Origin of the sequence: Limosilactobacillus galli (assembly GCF_947381495.1) — a bacterium.
In the GTDB taxonomy this organism is placed as follows: domain Bacteria; phylum Bacillota; class Bacilli; order Lactobacillales; family Lactobacillaceae; genus Limosilactobacillus; species Limosilactobacillus galli.
Genome location: NZ_CANCWK010000010.1, coordinates 1 through 18794, shown reverse-complemented (window position 1 = coordinate 18794; position 18794 = coordinate 1). Strand labels below are relative to the sequence as shown.

The window sequence follows — 18794 nt, the reverse complement described above, 5'->3', positions numbered from 1 at the left end:
TAAGATTTAGGAGGATTTTATCATGCAAGAACAAATTATTAACATTTTAGCTGACGCAACTGGCCGTGACGCATCTGACTTCAGCGATGCTAGTCAAGATCTCTTTGCTTCTGGCCTGCTGGACTCCATGGCAACAGTTAGCCTGTTGTTAGGTCTGCAGGACGCCTTTGACATCCAAGTTCCCGTTTCCGAATTTGACCGGAGCCAATGGAACACGATTGAAAAAATTGAACAACGGGTAAAGGAGTTACAAAATGCATAACAGCAAGCGGCTGTGGTCGATCTTCGGCCCGGTAATTCTTGCTTTTGTTCTGGTGCTAGTGCTGTTCTCCTTACCGATTAAGAAGAACCACTCGCTGCAGACGGAAAAGCAGGCCGCCGTTTCCCTGAGCCCCGTCATCTTCAAGAACCAGTCACTGAAGAAGCAGGCTTTGAATGACAAGCAGGCCCACTTCGTTCCCTTCTTTGGTTCCAGTGAGCTGCGGCGGATGGACCGCTACCACCCGTCCGTCATGGCGGCCCGCTACCACAACTACACGCCGTTCCTCTTCGGCTCTCGTGGTACCCAGTCGCTGCCTCAGTTCTTCAACATCAACTCGATGGAGAACCAGATGACGGACCAGAAGGCAGTCTACATCATCTCCCCGCAATGGTTTACCAAGCAGGGGGTTCAGGCACCGGCCTTCAAGTACTACAACGGTTCATACGCTAACCTGACCTGGCTGCAGCACGCTAACCCGCGGTCCCCATACGACCGCTACGTTGCCAAGCGGCTGATCGCTTTGATCGGTGACGATGGAACGGTCGGGGCCGGGGCCCGGAAGATTGCTGCCGGACACCCGCTCAATTCCTGGGACCGCTTCGTCATCAACAGCCGGGTTAACATCCTGGCCCATGAGGATTCGATCTTCTCCGAGCTGCAGATCAATCAGAACTACGAGAAGCACATCCTGCCGAACATCAACCGGCTGCCAAAGAAGTACAACTACAACCAGCTGTACAATCAGGCTGAACGGGTTGGTAAGCGCGACTCCAGCAACAACGAGTTCAGCATCCGCAACGCCTTCTACAATAAGCGGGTTAAGCCGGACCTAAACAAGTTAGCCGGTTCTCAACGGAAGTTCAACTACACGGCCTCACCGGAATATGGCGACCTGCAAGTCGTCTTGAACGAGTTCAAGAACACCAATTCAAACGTGCTCTTCGTTATCCCACCGGTTAACGCCAAGTGGGAAAAGTACACCGGGTTGGACATGAACATGTACTACCGTTCCGTAGAAAAGATCAAGTTCCAACTGCGTGAACAGGGTTTCACCCACGTTCTAGACCTCTCCCACGACGGCAGCAAACCGGCCTTCATGGAAGATACCATCCACATCGGCTGGGCCGGCTGGGTTAAGTTTGATCGGGCAACCAATCAATTTATCTCGACCAAGCAGCCCCAACCAAACTATCGGATGAACGACGAGTTCCTGACCAAGCGTTGGGCTAACTTGAACCCAACTGCGCACAACCTGCAGGAATTCAAGAACCAAGAATTACGTTAAAAAAATGCGAACCAGCGGAAAATCCGCTGGCTCGCATTTTTTGTTTACTCTTAGTCTTCCTTCCGATGCCGGATATTAAAGGAATGACGGCTGGAATGGCTATTTCCATGGTGGTCATTGCGCCGGTGAGAACGGTAGCCGTTGCGACGGCCGTGACCGTCGTGACGCCGCCGGTAGTGGCTGTTGTTGCCCCGGGAATGGTTATGACGGTTACGCCGTGGCAGCGGCCGTTCTGGGGTGATCTTGACTGGCACATCATTGGCGGCCTCCTTGGTCATGTCGTTGAGCAGGGCCGCAACCAGGTCGGTAGCATTGTGGGTCTCCAGAAGCTTAGCCGCCGCTTCCTTGTAACGGTCAGTGGTGTCCTGGGCGATCAGTTCGTCAATGTCGTTGAAGGCCGTCGCCACCTGACCACGGAAGGCCTCCTCGGCCGTTGGCGGCTTCAGCGGCAGCATCCGGACCCGGGTCAGCTTCTCGATCTCATGAAGGTAGTCCATCTCGTTTGGTGTTACAAAGGTCAGTGACATACCGTGGTGTCCGGCCCGGCCCGTCCGACCGATCCGGTGAACGTAGCTGTCCGGATCAGATGGGATATCGTAGTTGTAGACATGGGTGACCCCGGAGATGTCCAGACCCCGGGCCGCCACATCCGTCGCTACCAGGATATCCAGCTGGCCATTCTTGAACTTCCGCATAATCTTGGTCCGCTGGTCCTGACTCAGGTCACCGTGGATCCCGGCCGCGTTGTAGCCCCGGGCAACCAAGCCCTTGGACAATTCATCGACCCGCCGCTTGGTCCGGCCAAAGACGATCGTCAATTCAGGATCTTGGACATCGATCAGCCGGGTCATGATGTCAAACTTCTCGTAGTCCCGGGCCCGGACATAGTACTGATCAACCAGGTCCGTCGTCAGTTCCTTGGCCTTGATCCGTACCATCTTCGGGTCGGTCATGAACTGGACCCCGATCTTCTTGATCTCTGGCGGCATCGTGGCTGAGAAGAGCAGTGTCTGCCGGTCCTTTGGCGTCTGCTTGATGATCGCCTCAATATCATCGAGGAAGCCCATGTTGAGCATCTCGTCGGCTTCATCCAGTACCAGGGTCTGGATATTTTCCAGCTTAACTGTGTGGCGGTTCAGGTGGTCACGGAGCCGTCCCGGCGTCCCCACGAGGATCTGCGGGTGCTGCTTCAGACTCTTGATCTGCCGACGGATGTCCGCCCCGCCGTAGACTACTTGAACCCGGACATGCTTGTCCTTACCGAGCCGGTACAGCTCTTCCTGGGTTTGGATGGCTAATTCCCGGGTTGGTGAGATCACCAGGGCCTGGATGTCCGGGTCCTTGGTGTTGACGTGTTCAATGATTGGCAGGCCAAATGCGGCCGTCTTCCCGGTTCCCGTCTGGGCTTGGCCGATCACGTCCTGACCGTCCAGTACCATTGGGATCGTCTGTTCTTGGATCGGGGTGGCCTCTTCGTAGCCGCTCCGCTTAATTGCCTTCAATAGACTTTCTGACAAGCCTAATTCGCTAAATTTCAAAAATGTTCCTCCTAAAAGATACGGGCAAGGGGCTGCAACCAATGTTACAGCCCCGCGCACCATTAATCATTTTGCTTTTTTTCAATTGCGTCCAGTACTTTTTCAAGGTGAATTCCATGACTCGCCTTCAGCAGGACAATATCACTTGCCGTCAGGGTTGCCTGCAGGTCTTCAGACAGCTGGTCCAACTGGTCAGCCTGGTAATAGTGAATGGCCGCTGCTGGGTAACCATCTTCAGTCAGCCGAGTCTTCAAGGCTGCCATCTGCTCACCGACCAGGTAGACCTCCTGGATCTTATCAGGATCAATTTGGGCAGCCAGACTGGCGTGCAGCCGTGCTGAGGCCTCCCCCAGCTCCAGCATGTCGCCCAGGACCGCAATCCGCCGACCTTCAACGGGCATCTCGACCACCGTCTTGAGGACTTGCTTGGCAGCCGTCGGGTTAGAGTTGTAGACGTCGCTTAAGATCTGCTCGCCGTTCTCCCCAGTAACCCATTCGGCCCGGTTCTCAGTCAGCTCCACGTTAGCCAGGGCCTGCTTGATGTGGTCCGGGGTGATGTGGAACAATCGGCCGACCGCCATAGCCGCCAGAGCGTTATTGACGTTGTACTCACCCACCATCGGGATGGTGAACTGCAGGTCTGGCCATTCGTTAACCGTAAAGGTCAGCGAACGCGGCTGTTCGTCCACGCTCGTTGCGTAGAGGCCATCATCCAGGTGCCGGCCGAACCGCACGAGGCGTTGGTCAATCTCGGCAGCCCGTTCGTTCAGAAGCGGTTCGTCCCCGTTGTAAACTAGGGTGCCGTCTTCCTTCAGGCCATGGGTGATCTCCATCTTAGCGTCCGCAATCCGGTCCCGGGTACCGAAGAACTCGATGTGGGCCTCACCGATCATCGTGATGACCGCAACATCCGGTGATGCCAGCTTGCTCAAAAAGTCCAATTGACCAAACCGGTCCATCCCCATCTCCACAACAACCGCCTCTGTGTTGGCCTCCATGTTGAGCAGGGTGACCGGAACACCAATCTCATTGTTGAAGTTAGCATGGGTCTTGGTGACGTTCAGCTGGGTGCTCAGGATTGAGGCGATCATGTCCTTGGTGGTCGTCTTGCCATTGCTACCCGTGACCGCTACCACCATCGGGTTGATCTTGTGCAGGTAGTACTGGCTTAACTGCTGCAGGGCCTTCAGCGGGTCATCAACTACCAGCAACGGGTGGTCATGGTCCACAATCTCGTGATCACTGGCCCACAGAGATGCCCCGGCACCATTGGCAAAGGCACTGGCCACAAAGCGGTGACCGTCCTGGGCCCCCTGCAGCGGGACGAAGAGCGCCCCGCGATCCAAGTGACGGCTATCAAAGGACACACTGGTCAGCTCAACGTCTTGCCATTGGTCAATATTATTTTGCGCGTTGATTGCCTTGGCAATCTCCGCTAACTTCATTTTCATGGAAAAGCTACCTCTTCTTTTGATACTTTCGTCTAGCTAATTAATTATAGCACCCTCGCCTAACAAAGGCGATTAAAAGGCGGATGTGTTACCGAATTGCAACACAAAACGGGCGCGGTAGGTTGAATCCTATCGCACCCGTTTTAATTACATTTCCTCTAGTCGTTTGATCCGGTCATCCAGCGGCGGGTGCGTGTCAAACAGGTGGGCAAAGCGCCGGTGTTTGGCATTGCGCTCCGGGTCGCTGATGTACAGTGCTGAACTGTTCGGATCGGCCGCTTTCATCGGCTGGGCTCCCTTGAGCTTCTCTAAGGCCGAGATCAGACCGTGGGGGTTGCGGGTCAGCTCAACCGACCCGGCATCCGCCAGGTACTCCCGATTCCGCGAGAGGGCCATCTGGGCGATCGTGGCCGCCAGCGGAGCCAGAATGATCAGCAGGATAGAACCGAAGATGGCAAAAACGCCACCGGCATCATCGTCGTCGCGATCACTCCCCCGACCGCCGAGCCACCAGAAGTTCCCGGCAAAATTTACCAGGACGGAGATGGCGGCTGACAGGGCCAAGGCGATCGTCTGCAGGCGGATGTCGTAGTTGCGCACGTGGCTCATCTCGTGACCCATCACGCCCTCCAGCTCCTCGCGGTCCATAATCTGGAGCAGGCCCGTGGTAGCCGCCACGGCAGCGTGCTGGGGGTCGTTTCCGGTCGCAAAGGCATTGGGACTGGGGTCATTGATGATAAAGACCCGCGGCATTGGGACTTGCGCCACCATCGCCATGTCCTCGACCACGTGCCAGAGTTCCGGAGCCTCGCTGGCCGAATGAATCTCGCGGGCGTTGTTCATATTCATCACTACGTCCGTCGATTGACCGATCATTACGGACATGTAGATAATAGCAATCACCCCGGCGATGATGATCCCTGACACCGCAGACCGGGCGAAGAGGTAGCCAATCGCCGCCCCGATCAGTGCCACCAGTAGAAAGAAGCCAAACATCACCAGGACCGTTTTCCGCTTATTACGGGCAATCTGTTGGTATAGCATCCGCGATCACACCCTAATCATCAAACGAAACGTGGGGCACGTTTTGGGCCTCTGCCGGCACCTGCAGGTATTCCATCGCCGTAAAGTGGTGGATCTTCGCGATGATGTTGCTCGGGAAACTCTGAATCTTGGCATCCAGCGCCGCCACGGTGGAGTTATACAGCTGACGGGAGTAGGCAATCTTGTTTTCTGTGTTGCTCAGCTCCTCCATCAGTTGCTGGTACTCAGTGCTGGCCTTCAAGTCCGGGTAATTTTCGGAAACCGCAAAGAGGCTCTTCAGCGTCCCTGACAATTCGTTAGAAACTTCCATCTTCTTGGCATGATCATCATCAGGAACCCCGGCCAGTTCCGTCCGCAACTGGGTCACCTTCTCCAGGGTGGAAGCCTCGTACTTGCTGTAACCCTTGACGGTGGATACCAGGTTAGGGATCAGGTCGTTACGCCGCTGCAGCTGAACATCAATCTGACTCCATGATTCCTGGGCATGGACCCGGAGCTGGACCAGACTGTTGTAGAGCACTATGTAGATCCCGATGATAATCGCGATAACCACAATCACGATAATTAATGTCATTTCGATCTCTCCTTAGACAATTTGCTACTATTTTACCAAATCCCCAATTCAAAAGAAATCAGCATGCTGCCTCCTTAGCAAATCCTTACGAATTCCGGTATGATAGTTATGAGATCAAAGTGAGGTGTCAATATATGAACGTTTTATTTGTCTGCCTCGGCAACATCTGTCGGTCACCGATGGCTGAGGCAATGTTTAAGCAGATGGTTGAAAAAGCCGGGCTCGCTGATCAGATCCACGTCGACTCGGCCGGAACCAGTGACTACGAAGAGGGGAACGGCCCCCACCCCGGCGCTTTAAAGATCATGCGTCAGCATAATTTACCGACCGCGGGACTAGTCTCCCGGCCAATCACCAGGCATGACTTCGACCAGGCGGACTACATCATCTGCATGGATGACATGAACCTCGACAATCTCCGCCGGATGGCCCCAGTGGACGATGTTAATAAGATCCACATGGCTAATGAACCAGTGCCCGGCAAGGAGGACACACCCATCGATGACCCCTGGTACACTCACCGTTTCGAGGACACTTACCAGAGTCTGGCCACGGCCCTGCCATACTGGCTCGACATTATGAAAAAGCAGCTTCGAGCATAAAAAAAGCCATTGCCAATTGATCCGCTAATGGAGATTGGTAATGGCTTTTGTGTTATGATGCACGACCAGTTGTGTACTTGGTGCTGAAATTCTTCTGAACCCTTTGCGGCGCCTGCTTGAACAGCTCCGATTTGACAAAGTTTCCCCGAATCATCAGCCGCCGGGCACCGGTGGCATCACAGGTGATCAGGGTAATGATCTTCTGCGGCGTGTCGTTGACCACCTGGACATCCGTAGCGTCAATGAACTGCCGCTGGTAGATCCGGTATTCATAAACCCGGTTGAGGTCGGTGATGTAGATCATCTGGCCGACCTTGGCGTGGTAGTAGAGCGGTGAGAACAGGATTTTGCTGCCGTTGGCCATATTATGACCAGCCAGCGCATAGTTGCCCTGCCCCATCCGCATGTCCGGCCGCATCGTCCCGGCTGCCAGGGCCAGGGTGGTGTTGTTGACACCGTTGGCAATCGGAATCGTCATATTAATGTCGGGAACGGTGATCTCCCCGATGATGTTGATCGGCTGTTTCTTGGCCCGGGCCCGGGCTACCGTCTGGAAGTTCAGGTCCTTAACATCGCTGAAATTGTAGGTGGCCTTCTTCTGCCGATCCCGCTTGATCGTCTGCTTGGTGATCGTCGGCCGGTAGGTAGCCACCATGTGCTCCTTGATCTGCTGGTTGAAGATCAGACACAGCGAGATGACAAGCAGCACAACAACAGCCGCCCAACGGAGCCATCCCCGTGAATGTTGCTTCTTTTTCACGTTTTCTCCCCCTCACGTATTTACTGCCTCTTAGTATACACTTTTCCGCCTAGTTCCCGCTATTTTCTGGGCTGGCCGGATCCGGCTTAGGCTCCCGGTCACTGTCCAGCAGGTAGTGGCTGATCAGGTTAACAATCTGTTTGTTCTGCGGCAGACTGGAATGCTGGGCCTTGCTCCCAGTCACCGTCATGGTGGTGTAATGGTTAACCTGCTTCTGATAGATGTACTTGCCGGCCTCGACACTCTGCTCGGGAACCAGCCCATCGGAATCATAGCTCTCCGTTCCCGCAACCGAATAGACGTCGAGGCTCTTCGGAATCTTCCTGCGGCCCTTAACGAGGTCGTTGAACATCTGTGTCGGCTGGTTAATCGACGTTTCGGCAAAGTTGTAGGGCGTCCCCAGGGTCATCAGCCGCTTGATCGTGATCCGGTCGTCGTACCGGTGGTAGTACTTCTCCAGCCAGAGGGTCCAGATCAATCCCCCGTTGGAATGCCCAAAAGCCTTGAAGTTATTGAAGTTGTACTTGTCATCCAATAGTTCAAACGCTGCATTAAACATCTTGACCTGCTTCTTGATGTTTTGGTAGCCGTCGCGGTTATTCTCAAAGCCGACCACGATGATCGGCTCCTGGTCACCCCGGTTGATCCAGCCAGAAGACTTGATCTTCCCGTTGTTTTCGACCTCAAGCCGCAACAGGCTGTGTTTCTTGTCGGTCTGCTTATTCAGCAGGTCAACCAGCTGGTTGAAACGATTCATCGTTGCCGAACTGCCCGGAATCATGATTACCGGCGACATCCGGGAGTTACGCTGGGCAGCCAGGTTGGCATTGGCATCCTTCATCCAGAAGTAAGCCGGCAAAGCCAAGATGGCAATCAGCGCTACCAACCCCAATAAAACCCGCCGACTGCGCCGGGTCACCCGCTTGCTTAGTCTACGCATCATGTTCACCACCTAATGTGGCCGTGGCTAACTGAGCCTCGACCTGGAAATTCAATCGGACAAATGGTAAATACAGGGCAATATCCAGGAACAAAAGCAGCATCGTAAAGACTAAGGTGCCCCAGTTCCCGTTGGTCGCTAGGAAGCCAATCAGGGGCCCCGGTGTCCCCAGCAGGACCGGGTAGGGCGTTGCCGGAATCAATCCCAGGACCGTTACCCCCGCCGCAATGGCAATATTGACCAGCGGCAGGAGCATGAACGGCAACAGAAAGACGGGGTTCAGGATCACCGGCAGCCCCACCAGCGAGCTGTAGTCAAAGTTGAAGACCGTCGGCACTGCTGACCAGCGGGCCACCCGGTGCAGGCTCGTGCTGCCGGGAAAAAGCAGGATTGCCACGATTAGGGCCAAGACTAAACCATCCCCGCCAAAGTTGGCAAAGGAATTATAGAGGGTGCTGCCAAGGTACTTATAGGGCACGTGCCAGGCACTGCCATGGGCCAGCGCATAGTTAAGGTTGGCCATGTAGGCGGTCGTGTTCAGCGGGGCCCGGTAGCTGCTCGGGATCCCGAGACCGAGCCAGTCCAGCGCTGCCAGGGCCAGGGAAAGCAAGAGAACCGTCCAGATACTTTTCGGCTCCTGACTGGCGGCAGCGAGGGCCGTGTAGGTGTGCGAGTAGGCCCGGTAAAAGCTCCCCGAATTAATTGCCAAAGACACCAGCATTGCCAGCACGGTGGTGACCGAAAGCGGCCATAAGGAGGCAAAGGCCTGGCGACGTACATTCAGCCAGGTAACCGTCTTCACCGCCAGCTGATCCGGTCCCTTCCACCGAAAGAGCTGACCGACCCCGTAGCCGATCAGCAGCGTCAGCAGGAGGCTTTTCCCGCCGAGCAGGGCCATGTGGAAATTGATCGGCATCTGCGGATTACGGCCATAGTGGTAGGCAACCAGCAAGAGGGCAAACATACCGGTGACCCCTGCCATCTGGGCGTCCTTGCGGTAAAAGCGGGCCGTGTTGTAGGCACAGATGAAGCAGGCCAGCACCCCCAGCAGGTTGAAAAAGATCTGGGTGACACTGGTGAAGACAAACTGCAGGGTCCGTAGCCAAACTAACGGCAGCCAAGCACCGATCCCCAAGATGTTATAGAAGAAACCATTGGGGTCCAGGAAGCTCTTGACCACGAGCCGGGCCAAAGATCCCAGCAGGGTCACCGGGAAGAGGACCACCAAGGTTTGCCGGACGACCTGAATGAACGGCCAGCGATTGAAACGAACAAAACTATTAACGACTTTCGACTGCATTTAACCACCCGTTTTAGGAAAATTCTTCCCACCGATTATACCGCTAAAGTACGGCATTTAAACACAAAAAAAGCGTCCCGCAATTGCAGGACGCTTTTGGGAAGTAACCATAGTGATTACTTGAGGCCGTACTTCTTGTTGAACTTGTCGACCGCACCATCGGCTTGGGTAAACTTTTGCTTACCAGTGTAGAATGGGTGTGAGTCGGAAGTAACTTCAACCCGGATCAGTGGGTATTCGTTGCCGTCTTCCCACTTGATGGTTTCCTTAGAAGTAGCAGTAGAACCAGAAATGAACTTGTAACCAGTAGATGAGTCTTCAAATACTACTGGATGGTAATCTGGATGAATTCCTTGTTTCATAATTTAATACGCTCCTTTTGCCATGAATCATTGCCTGAAACATAGATAATCAACCCTAACAGAATAACACGGATTGAACTTCTACGCAACAGCTTAGTCGATTTTTACGGATGAATCGTCCTCAATTGCCACATTGGCGTGCAGCCGGTTCAGCTTCCAGACGATCCGGTCGTAGCCCCGCAGGATGTTCCCTGCATTGTTGATCACGGTCGTGCCGTCAGCCATCAAGCCGGCAATGGTGAGGGCCGCCCCGGCACGGATTTCACCGGCCTCGACATTGGTGCCGTGCAGGTGGTCCGTGTGCTTGACGATGATGGTACCGTCATGGGCTTCGATGTTCATGCCCATCTTCTGCAGTTCTGGGACGTGCTTAACCCGCTTTGGGTAGATGGTGTCCACAATCGTGCTGTCCCCGTCAGCCAGAGAAAGCAACGGCGTCAATGGTTGTTGAAGGTCAGTCGCAAAACCAGGGAATGGCAAGGTCTTAACGTGGATGCCCTTGAGGTGGGTTACCTTGGGAACAAAGATCTTGTCACTATCGATCTGTAGGTCAACGCCCATTTCGATCATCTTACTGGTGAAGGACTCCAGGTGTTCTGGAATCACGTTATGAATCATGATCCCGTCACCAAGAGCCGCTGCCAGTGACAGGTAGGTCCCAGTCTCGATCCGGTCGGCGATAATCGTATGAGTGTTCATGGATTGCAGGGTGTTGACCCCGGTGATCCGGATGGTCCCGGTCCCGGCGCCCCGCACCTTGGCCCCCATGTTGTTCAAGAAGGTTGCCAGGTCAATAATCTCCGGTTCACGGGCGGCGTTTTCAATGATGGTGGTCCCATCAGCGCGCACAGCGGCCAGGATGGCATTGATCGTGGCCCCCACGGATACCATATCCAGGAAGACCCGGGCCCCGTGAAGTCCGTTCTTAGTAGCATCGAGGTGGACGGTGCCGCCCTCTTCACTGACCTCAGCCCCCATTGCCTTGAAGGCCTTCAGGTGCTGGTCGATTGGCCGCGGTCCAATGTTATCGCCACCCGGGAAAGTCAGGGTTGCCCGGTGAAAGCGGCCCAGTAGTGCGCCCATGAAGTAATAGGATGCCCGTAAGCTCTTGATTGCCTTGCTTGGCAATTCGGCTTCCACAATTTGGGTTGGGTCAATGTCTAAGACCCCGTGACTGAACTTAGACTTAACGTTCATCGACTTTAAGATAATCATCAAATTGTGAACATCCAAGATATCCGGCACGGTATCAAATTGCACTGGCGTGTCGGCTAAGATTGCTGCTGGGATTAAGGCAACGGTGCTGTTCTTGGCACCGCCGATGGTGACTTCACCCGAAAGTCGGTTTCCTCCTTGAATGATCATTCTTTTCATTTCTGTGTTTCCTCGCTTAAAATACTTAATTGGTTTTTAGGTTTTTAATTTAAATTTAGTTAGTGATTATTTTAGTTATAAAACAGTCAACTGTAATGATAATGAAATATTCACTAAATTACAACCTTTTCTAAATAATCTTAAGGAAATTAAAAGCCTGGTCTAATTTATTCTTATTTTAGGCCGCCACGCAACCGTTTTCGCTTAGAATCATTATAATTTCCCGGGGAATGATTAAGGGCTGTGGTCAGTCAATGATTGGCCCCAGCCCTTGATTTTGTTTTCGTGTCTTACCCGTTAAAGACAGTTAAATTATGCTTCGTGATTGTCAACGGCCGCCTTGATGAATGCCTTGAAGAGGCCTTCGGGGTGGTTTGGCCGTGACTTGAATTCTGGGTGGTATTGCGCAGCCACGAAGAACTTCTTGTCCGGCAGTTCAACCACTTCAACCAGGTTGCGGTCGGGGTTGATCCCGGAAACAACCAGGCCGTGGTCTTCCATTTCTTGACGGTAAGCGTTGTTGAATTCGTAACGGTGACGGTGCCGTTCACTGATCATTGACTGGTTGTCATAAGCCGCCGCAGCAACCGTCCCGGCCTTCAGCTTGCATGGGTAGGCACCCAGGCGTTGCGTACCACCCATGTTCTCAACATCTTCCTGGTCAGCCATCAGGTCGATGATATTGTGCTTGGTGTTCGGGTCAAACTCGGTGGAGTTGGCATCCTTGTAACCCAGCACGTCCCGCGCAAATTCAATGCAGGCGGTCTGCATCCCCAGGCAGATTCCCAGGTAAGGAACATCATTTTCCCGGGCGTACTTGATGGCGGTGATCATTCCTTCAACACCCCGGTTACCGAAACCACCAGGAACCAGGATTCCATCGTAGTCCTTCAGGGTATCAGCCACGTTGTCCTCGTTGATGTGTTCGGCGTTGAAGTGGTCGATCTTAACCTTGGCATCAACCGGGTAGCCGGCGTGCCGCAAGGCCTCATTAACAGAGATGTAGGCATCCTGCAGGTCGGTGTACTTGCCGACCATGGCGATCTTGATCGTCTTGGTCAGGCCGTTTTCGATGTGGTCAACCATGTTGGTCCAGTCCCGCATATCGGCAACTGGGACATCCAGGCCGAAGTGGTCGACAACTAACTGGTCCATCCCCTGCTTTTGCAAGTTCAACGGGATCTCATAGAGGGTGTTAACATCCAGGGATTCGATAACGGCCTTCGGATCAACGTCACAGAAGAGGGCAATCTTGTTCCGCATCTCGTCCGTGATCGGCTTTTCCGTCCGCACTACCAGGATGTTCGGCTGGATTCCCAGACCCCGCAGTTCACGAACACTGTGCTGGGTTGGCTTCGTCTTCATCTCACCAGCGGCCCGCAGGTAAGGAACCAGGGTCGTGTGGATATATAAGACGTTGTCGGCACCGACTTCTTCCTTCATCTGCCGGATGGCCTCCATGAATGGCTGGGATTCGATGTCCCCAACGGTCCCCCCGATTTCCGTGATGACCACTTCAGCATCCTTACTCTCACCGGCCCGCTTGATCTTGTCCTTGATGGCATTGGTGATGTGCGGAATTACCTGAACAGTCCGGCCAAGGTAGTCGCCCCGCCGTTCCTTCTTCAATACTTCGGAGTAGATCTTCCCCGTGGTGACGTTGGAATACTTGTTCAAGTCGTTATCAATAAACCGCTCGTAGTGACCGAGGTCCAGGTCGGTTTCCGTTCCGTCATCGGTAACGAAGACTTCCCCGTGTTGGTATGGGCTCATCGTCCCCGGGTCCACGTTGATGTATGGGTCAAACTTCTGAATGGCCACTTTCAAGCCCCGGTTTTTCAAGAGACGGCCAAGGGATGCAGCAACGATCCCTTTTCCTAGTGATGAAACAACCCCACCGGTTACAAAAATGTATTTCGTCATTGCGTTTTCTACTCCTTAATTAAAATATTTGCGTGGGCTCATTAATAAATAAAAAGCTCCCCATTTCAGTTGAAACAGGGAGCTTTAACTATTTACGAACGATTGGCCTGTAATACAGGCGCCCAAGAAAGATAATACAAGGTCCGCGATAAATAGTCAAGCGTTCACCGCCAGATTTTATTCGTCGTCCTCGTCATCGTCTTCTTCGTCATTCAGTTCAGACAGTTGACCTTCAATACCATCGTCAAGATCGTCATCGTCGTCGCTGTAGTCATCATTATCGGCGTCGTAATCGTCCTCATCGTTGTTATCATCATCAGTGTCATCGAGATCCTCGTCTTCTGGATCATCGTTGTCGTAGTCGATCACATCGTCGTCATCATCGGAGTCTGCCAAGAAGGCGTTAACCTTACGACGCTTCTTCTTTGGCCGGTCCTCGTCGTCTTCGTTTTCACCAACCGTGGCTTCATCGATCGATTCGTATGGGTACCATGCCCGCAGACCCCAGGTATTGTCACCAAGGGAAATAAAACTGCCGTCAATGTTCAAATCAGTATAGAATTGGGCGAGCCGTTCACGAATTTCCTCATCACTCTTACCCAAGTATTGCTGAACCTCGTTGGTTAAGTCAACAAACGCCATTGCCTCACCGTGATCAGCCAAAATAGCGTGTGCTACTTCAATCATTGAAAGCTCTGATTTGTCTTGGCCGTCAAAAACCTTTAAATCCAAATTGGTGCACATCCCTTCAAAAAGTCTAAACTACATCTTACAATACTAGGCCGCAAAATGCAATTCAATTTGGTAACTTCCAATTTCCTGGCCGCCGCCCTGGAGTCGGTAATGCAAAGATAAACGGCCTGCCGGGGTGACCGGGTCCAAGTCCTTATCCAGTTGACTTGTAACCACCCGCAGCTGCATCACCCCATATTCCGTCCGGTAACGGGTAATCGTCGGCTGCTCCTGATCAAAGACGAGCCAGGTTTCCGTGGTCCCCTGCCGGCGGATATGGACTTCTTCATCGTCGAGGCGGAATTGCACCGGGGTAGCTTGGCCGTTCTGGTGCTCCAGGTAACGCAGGTAGTACTTATTGTTTAGGACGATAAACTCGCCGTCCTCTTCAAACTGGAACGTTTCCTGCTGGCCATCCTGTTCCATGGTCGTCTTCAGGCTGACCTTTACTGGTACCTTTTTCTTAATAACAATTCCTTCTTTCGTGAATACTAATATTTACCTACCATATTTAGTATAATAGACTGTACATAATATTAAAGAAAAGAAGTTAGCCTATGCAAAATTTTACCCAACAACACGTTGAATACTTCGATCAACCACTACTGCCAGCCAATAACCTGACTTCGTTTGCCTACACCAATGCTCTCCTGCGGTCAAGCGAACAGTTCACGGCTCCCCTGCTCCACTTCTGGACCCTTCAGGACTCAGTCATCCTTGGCCTTAAGGACCAGCGGCTGCCCCACCTCAAGGACGCCCTCAGTTTCCTCCATGATCGCCAGCACCATTACTTCATGCGTAACTCCGGGGGACTGGCGGTCGTCAGTGACAGCGGGGTCCTCAACTTCTCCCTCTTCTTCCCCTGGCACCTGGAAGATCACCAGCTGACCATTGATGAGGCCTACCAGCGGATGGAAGAGGTCGTCGCCAAGGCTTTCCCGGAATTAACCATTGAGACCGGTGAGATCACCCACTCCTATTGTCCCGGCAGCTTTGATCTGAGTGTCAACCAGCAAAAGATCGGGGGCATCTCACAGCGGCGCAATTCCGCGGGAGTTGTCGTGATGCTCTACCTGAGTGTCAGCGGCAACCAAATGGCCCGGGGCGAACTCATCCGTGATTTCTACACCCGTGGTCTTCAGGATGTTGACAACAAGTGGCACTTCCCTGACATCTGGCCAACCGCCATGACGACATTGGCCGACCTGCTCCACCAGCCGCTCACCGTTACGCAGACCAAGCAGCGCCTCTTAAACGTCTTCCCCGATCATGGCCAGGACGATTTCCACCAGCTCACCTGGTCTGGTTCATTCATCAAACTCGCCAACGATGAACTGACGGCCATGACCCGCCTGCAGGAACGACTCGATAAGGAGTGATCCACGTGGAACAATTTGAACGCTTCAACGAAGAAAAGCTGCCCCGCGAGAAGGTCTTCCGCGACCCCATCCACGGGCAGATTATCGTCGACAACCAGATTATCATGGACCTCATCAACACCCCTGAGTTTCAGCGGCTCCGGCGGGTTAAGCAGCTGGGCACCTCCTCGTTCACCTTTCACGGGGCCGAGCACTCCCGCTTTGGCCACTGCCTAGGGGTCTATGAGATCACCCGGCAGATGTGCAACAATTTCCAGCGCAATTACCCAAGCAAGCAGCCCGGGGATGGACTTTGGGACGATCGGCAACGGCCCGTGGCCCTCTGTGCGGCCCTGCTGCACGACCTCGGCCACGGCCCATACTCGCACACCTTTGAGCACATCTTCCACACCAACCACGAGCAGATCACCCGCCAGCTGATCACCAGTCCCGAGACCAACATCAACAAGATTCTCCAGCGAGTTTCGCCTGACTTCCCCCACCAGGTGGCCAGCGTGATCGACCACACCTACCCGAATAAGCAGGTCGTCCAGATGATCTCCAGCCAGGTTGACGCCGATCGGATGGACTATCTCCAGCGCGATTCCTACTACACCGGGACCAACTACGGCAAATTCGACCTCGATCGGGTCCTGCACGTTATGCGGCCGGTCAAGGACGGGATCGCCTTTGAGATCTCGGGGATGCACGCCGTTGAAGACTACATCATCAGCCGGCTGCAGATGTATTTGCAGGTCTACTTCCACCCGGTTTCCCGGTCAATGGAAGTCATCCTTGACCACCTGCTGATGCGGGCCAAGCACATCTACGAGCACCCCAACGAGTTCGAACCCAGCTTCACCCCTTACATGCTGATGCCGTTTTTCAACAAACGCTTCACCCTCGATGACTACCTGGCTCTCGACGACGGGGTGCTGACCACCTACTTCAACCACTGGACCCACTCCAGCGACGATATCTTAAACGACCTGGCCAACCGCTTCATGAACCGTCGGCCTTTCAAGTCAGCAATCTATGACCAGCAGACGGCTGACCTGTTGCCGACTCTGCGCAACCTGATCCAAACAGCCGGTTTCGACGAGCGCTACTACACGGCCGTCAACGATAGCTTCAAGCTCCCCTACGACACTTATAACCCGAAGGCCTCCAAGCCGCAGACCCAGATTGAACTGGTCCAGCCCAACGGCGAGTTCATTGAACTGTCTCAGGTCAGCACCCTGGTGGCGAGTGTTTCGGGCCGGGAAGCCGGGGACCAGCGTTTCTTCTTCCCCAAGGAGATGCTCCAGAGTCAGCAGAGTATTGAGATTTTTGAGCCGATCTATGAGAAATTCCAGAGTTACATTCAAAACAACCACATCATTAACCCCGAGGAGGAAAAATAATGGCAATCAAACTAGTTGCAATCGATATCGACGGTACCCTGATCAATGACCAGCGGCAAATCACCCCCAAGACAGCGGCCGCCCTCAAGAAGGCCACGGCGGCCGGTGTGAAGGTCGTCCTCTGCACCGGGCGGCCCATGACTGGGGTGGCCGCCTACCTCAAGGAACTTGGCGTGGCTGACCAGGATGACGAGTACGTGATCAGTTTCAACGGCGGGCTGGCCCAGTCGACCAGCGGCAACGTCATCATCAACCACAGCATCGCCTTTGCTGACTACGCCGACTGGGAGAACTACTGCCTTAAGCAGGGGGTCCACTCCCAGATCGAAACCCGGGACTACATCTACACCACCAACCAGAACCTCAGCAAGTACACCGTCTACGAGTCGGGCCTGGTCAACATGCCGATCCGCTACCGGTCAATGGATGAGATGGCCCGGGAACATGACCAGTACATCGTCGCCAAGGCCATGATGGTCGACGAAAAGGCCAAGATTGACTCGGCCCTGGCTAGTCTGCCGCAGAACCTGCGTGATCGTTTCTCAATCGTCCGCAGCGAAGACTTCTACCTGGAGTTCATGCACCCAAGCGCCAGCAAGGGTAAGACCTTGAAGACCTTGAGCGACCAGTTGGGGATCGAGCAGGATGAGGTGATGGCCTTAGGGAATGCCCAAAATGACAACTCGATGATCGAATTTGCCGGCATCGGGGCGGCAATGGGCAACTCAGTTCCTGAAACCTTGAAGATCGCTGACGTCACCGTCGCCGACAACAATCACGACGGGGTCGCTGAGGCTGTCAACAAGTACGTCTTTGGTGAAGAATAATTACTTAAGAAAAACTAATCGGCGAGCACTGATCTAAATTTCTGTGCTCGCCGATTTTTTATTACGTAAGTCACACAAACCGCTGGGGCATCGTCGGAATTTCCCGCATCAATCCCGGCAGGCTATGACTGACCAGTGCTCCCGAGTGCAGGTCATGGAAGTCATACTGCCGTTTGGCAAGGTCGATGACGGCCTGGTAGTGAGTATAGTTGTGGGCATGGGCCGGGGTGTGCGGCACCGTCACCTCTTGCAGAAAGTCGTGCAACTCCGCCACGCTCCGTGGAGACTGACGCCACCGACAGATAGCGGCCTTGATAAACCGGTCTACTGAATTCCCTCCGGTGAGCAGCGGACGGTTCGTCGTTGCGGCCGCCACAATCAGCTGGGCAGCGCTCGCCGTGATCGGCTGGTTGAGGTAGGCAGCGAGCCGTTCAGCCTGCTCGTCCAAAGACGGCGTGTTGGTGAAGACCGCCAGCGGGTTAGCCCGGACATGGAGGCGGTCGCCTAAAGGTTCAATCACATAGGTCCCCGTTGCATCCATCACCAGCCAGTGAAAGGGGTAGCGCTGGTGATCGTACCATCGCGCGTCAACCACCGTCACCTGGTCAAGGTCGGCCGCCAGCTCCTCGACCGTGGCATGGACCCCCAACGCCCACATAATGAAGTCCTGCGGGGTCAGGCCGCGGGTGCCGACTTGGGCAGCGACTGGATAATCAGCCTCGACCGGGAAGAAGAGTTCTGCCATGGCTAGGCCCGCATCGTTGACCCCGTCCCCGACCAGGTAGTGACCATCAACCACCCGCATTCCCCCGAGCAGGGCCCGTCGGTTACGGTACTCAGTGGGCATCTCGGCCGGCCGCCAGCGATACCCCTGCGGCAGGTAGGTCAGGTGCCAGGGTGTCCGCGGCGGGAAGTCCATCGTCCGTCCGAGTAAATGCTCCTGGTCAATTGTCATCACAGTACACATCAACACTACCCCCCTAATCGAGTAGGAGGTAATTGATTATTTCAATTACCGACCTCTCACACCACCGTACGTACGGATCCGTATACGGCGGT

19 protein-coding genes are annotated in these 18794 nt (G+C 54.1%); 6 read left to right on the top strand and 13 right to left on the bottom strand.

Features of this window, described 5'->3' with window-relative positions:
• The first annotated feature begins 22 nt into the window (after positions 1-22).
• On the top strand, positions 23-262 hold the full coding sequence (gene dltC, locus QOS10_RS03610; protein ID WP_267202168.1) for a D-alanine--poly(phosphoribitol) ligase subunit DltC: 240 nt from the start codon (positions 23-25) through the stop codon (positions 260-262).
• On the top strand, positions 255-1547 hold the full coding sequence (gene dltD / locus QOS10_RS03605; protein ID WP_283593780.1) for a D-alanyl-lipoteichoic acid biosynthesis protein DltD: 1293 nt from the start codon (positions 255-257) through the stop codon (positions 1545-1547). The genes dltC and dltD overlap by 8 nt, the downstream gene beginning before the upstream one ends.
• A gap of 50 nt (positions 1548-1597) precedes the next feature.
• Here the strand turns inward: dltD and QOS10_RS03600 are convergent, their stop codons facing one another.
• The 4 genes from QOS10_RS03600 to QOS10_RS03585 form a co-directional block, all read right to left on the bottom strand.
• Positions 1598-3085 carry a DEAD/DEAH box helicase gene (locus tag QOS10_RS03600; RefSeq protein ID WP_283593779.1) on the bottom strand — a complete coding sequence of 496 codons (1488 nt, stop codon included), beginning with the start codon at positions 3083-3085 and terminating at the stop codon, positions 1598-1600.
• A 62-nt stretch (positions 3086-3147) separates the two neighbouring features.
• Positions 3148-4536 carry a UDP-N-acetylmuramoyl-tripeptide--D-alanyl-D-alanine ligase gene (locus QOS10_RS03595; protein WP_283593778.1) on the bottom strand — a complete coding sequence of 463 codons (1389 nt, stop codon included), beginning with the start codon at positions 4534-4536 and terminating at the stop codon, positions 3148-3150.
• 147 nt (positions 4537-4683) lie between these two features.
• Complete coding sequence (gene htpX, locus QOS10_RS03590) at positions 4684-5580, bottom strand: zinc metalloprotease HtpX (protein WP_283593777.1); 897 nt, start codon at positions 5578-5580, stop codon at positions 4684-4686.
• A gap of 13 nt (positions 5581-5593) precedes the next feature.
• Positions 5594-6154 carry a LemA family protein gene (locus QOS10_RS03585; RefSeq protein ID WP_283593776.1) on the bottom strand — a complete coding sequence of 187 codons (561 nt, stop codon included), beginning with the start codon at positions 6152-6154 and terminating at the stop codon, positions 5594-5596.
• Positions 6155-6288: 134 nt separating this feature from the next.
• Between QOS10_RS03585 and QOS10_RS03580 the strand changes: the two genes are divergently transcribed.
• Positions 6289-6756 (top strand): low molecular weight protein-tyrosine-phosphatase, encoded by a 468-nt coding sequence (locus tag QOS10_RS03580; protein ID WP_283593774.1) that lies wholly within the window; start codon positions 6289-6291, stop codon positions 6754-6756.
• A 52-nt stretch (positions 6757-6808) separates the two neighbouring features.
• Here QOS10_RS03580 and QOS10_RS03575 read toward each other — a convergent pair whose 3' ends face one another.
• The 8 genes from QOS10_RS03575 to QOS10_RS03540 form a co-directional block, all read right to left on the bottom strand.
• Complete coding sequence (locus QOS10_RS03575; protein WP_283593773.1) at positions 6809-7516, bottom strand: class A sortase; 708 nt, start codon at positions 7514-7516, stop codon at positions 6809-6811.
• Positions 7517-7565: 49 nt separating this feature from the next.
• Complete coding sequence (locus QOS10_RS03570) at positions 7566-8456, bottom strand: alpha/beta hydrolase (protein WP_283593772.1); 891 nt, start codon at positions 8454-8456, stop codon at positions 7566-7568.
• Complete coding sequence (locus QOS10_RS03565; protein WP_283593770.1) at positions 8449-9756, bottom strand: PTS sugar transporter subunit IIC; 1308 nt, start codon at positions 9754-9756, stop codon at positions 8449-8451. Before QOS10_RS03565 ends, QOS10_RS03570 begins: the two co-directional genes overlap by 8 nt.
• Before the next feature lie 116 nt (positions 9757-9872).
• The gene (locus QOS10_RS03560; RefSeq protein WP_003714015.1) at positions 9873-10118 is read right to left on the bottom strand and encodes a type B 50S ribosomal protein L31; all 246 of its coding nucleotides are present in this window, start codon (positions 10116-10118) and stop codon (positions 9873-9875) included.
• A 93-nt stretch (positions 10119-10211) separates the two neighbouring features.
• Entirely contained in the window at positions 10212-11492 is a 1281-nt protein-coding gene (locus QOS10_RS03555; RefSeq protein WP_283593769.1) for a UDP-N-acetylglucosamine 1-carboxyvinyltransferase, read from the bottom strand.
• A 312-nt stretch (positions 11493-11804) separates the two neighbouring features.
• Complete coding sequence (locus QOS10_RS03550; protein WP_283593767.1) at positions 11805-13415, bottom strand: CTP synthase; 1611 nt, start codon at positions 13413-13415, stop codon at positions 11805-11807.
• A gap of 177 nt (positions 13416-13592) precedes the next feature.
• A complete protein-coding gene (gene rpoE / locus QOS10_RS03545) occupies positions 13593-14147 on the bottom strand; it encodes a DNA-directed RNA polymerase subunit delta (RefSeq protein ID WP_283593766.1) in 555 nt (184 codons plus the stop codon).
• Between the two features lie 45 nt (positions 14148-14192).
• Complete coding sequence (locus QOS10_RS03540; RefSeq protein WP_283593817.1) at positions 14193-14585, bottom strand: DUF1934 domain-containing protein; 393 nt, start codon at positions 14583-14585, stop codon at positions 14193-14195.
• Between the two features lie 119 nt (positions 14586-14704).
• Here QOS10_RS03540 and QOS10_RS03535 point away from each other — a divergent pair, with 119 nt between their 5' ends.
• The 3 genes from QOS10_RS03535 to yidA are packed head-to-tail and all read left to right on the top strand — an operon-like array spanning position 14705 to position 17735.
• Positions 14705-15526, top strand: coding sequence for a lipoate--protein ligase family protein (locus QOS10_RS03535; protein WP_283593765.1), 822 nt, complete (start codon positions 14705-14707; stop codon positions 15524-15526).
• A 5-nt stretch (positions 15527-15531) separates the two neighbouring features.
• Positions 15532-16908, top strand: coding sequence for an HD domain-containing protein (locus QOS10_RS03530; RefSeq protein WP_283593764.1), 1377 nt, complete (start codon positions 15532-15534; stop codon positions 16906-16908).
• Positions 16908-17735 carry a sugar-phosphatase gene (gene yidA / locus QOS10_RS03525; protein WP_283593762.1) on the top strand — a complete coding sequence of 276 codons (828 nt, stop codon included), beginning with the start codon at positions 16908-16910 and terminating at the stop codon, positions 17733-17735. Before QOS10_RS03530 ends, yidA begins: the two co-directional genes overlap by 1 nt.
• A 70-nt stretch (positions 17736-17805) precedes the next feature.
• Here yidA and QOS10_RS03520 read toward each other — a convergent pair whose 3' ends face one another.
• Positions 17806-18702 (bottom strand): linear amide C-N hydrolase, encoded by an 897-nt coding sequence (locus tag QOS10_RS03520; RefSeq protein WP_283593760.1) that lies wholly within the window; start codon positions 18700-18702, stop codon positions 17806-17808.
• Positions 18703-18794: the final 92 nt, after the last annotated feature.

What these genes read in the sequence shown, in the direction of transcription:
- dltC (WP_267202168.1), top strand. Translation starts at nt 23, where the DNA reads ATGCAAGAACAAATTATTAACATTTTAGCTGACGCAACTGGCCGTGAC.
- dltD (WP_283593780.1), top strand. Translation starts at nt 255, where the DNA reads ATGCATAACAGCAAGCGGCTGTGGTCGATCTTCGGCCCGGTAATTCTT.
- QOS10_RS03595 (WP_283593778.1), bottom strand. Translation starts at nt 4,536, where the DNA reads ATGAAAATGAAGTTAGCGGAGATTGCCAAGGCAATCAACGCGCAAAAT.
- htpX (WP_283593777.1), bottom strand. Translation starts at nt 5,580, where the DNA reads ATGCTATACCAACAGATTGCCCGTAATAAGCGGAAAACGGTCCTGGTG.
- QOS10_RS03585 (WP_283593776.1), bottom strand. Translation starts at nt 6,154, where the DNA reads ATGACATTAATTATCGTGATTGTGGTTATCGCGATTATCATCGGGATC.
- QOS10_RS03580 (WP_283593774.1), top strand. Translation starts at nt 6,289, where the DNA reads ATGAACGTTTTATTTGTCTGCCTCGGCAACATCTGTCGGTCACCGATG.
- QOS10_RS03570 (WP_283593772.1), bottom strand. Translation starts at nt 8,456, where the DNA reads ATGCGTAGACTAAGCAAGCGGGTGACCCGGCGCAGTCGGCGGGTTTTA.
- QOS10_RS03565 (WP_283593770.1), bottom strand. Translation starts at nt 9,756, where the DNA reads ATGCAGTCGAAAGTCGTTAATAGTTTTGTTCGTTTCAATCGCTGGCCG.
- QOS10_RS03560 (WP_003714015.1), bottom strand. Translation starts at nt 10,118, where the DNA reads ATGAAACAAGGAATTCATCCAGATTACCATCCAGTAGTATTTGAAGAC.
- QOS10_RS03555 (WP_283593769.1), bottom strand. Translation starts at nt 11,492, where the DNA reads ATGAAAAGAATGATCATTCAAGGAGGAAACCGACTTTCGGGTGAAGTC.
- QOS10_RS03550 (WP_283593767.1), bottom strand. Translation starts at nt 13,415, where the DNA reads ATGACGAAATACATTTTTGTAACCGGTGGGGTTGTTTCATCACTAGGA.
- QOS10_RS03535 (WP_283593765.1), top strand. Translation starts at nt 14,705, where the DNA reads ATGCAAAATTTTACCCAACAACACGTTGAATACTTCGATCAACCACTA.
- yidA (WP_283593762.1), top strand. Translation starts at nt 16,908, where the DNA reads ATGGCAATCAAACTAGTTGCAATCGATATCGACGGTACCCTGATCAAT.
- QOS10_RS03520 (WP_283593760.1), bottom strand. Translation starts at nt 18,702, where the DNA reads ATGTGTACTGTGATGACAATTGACCAGGAGCATTTACTCGGACGGACG.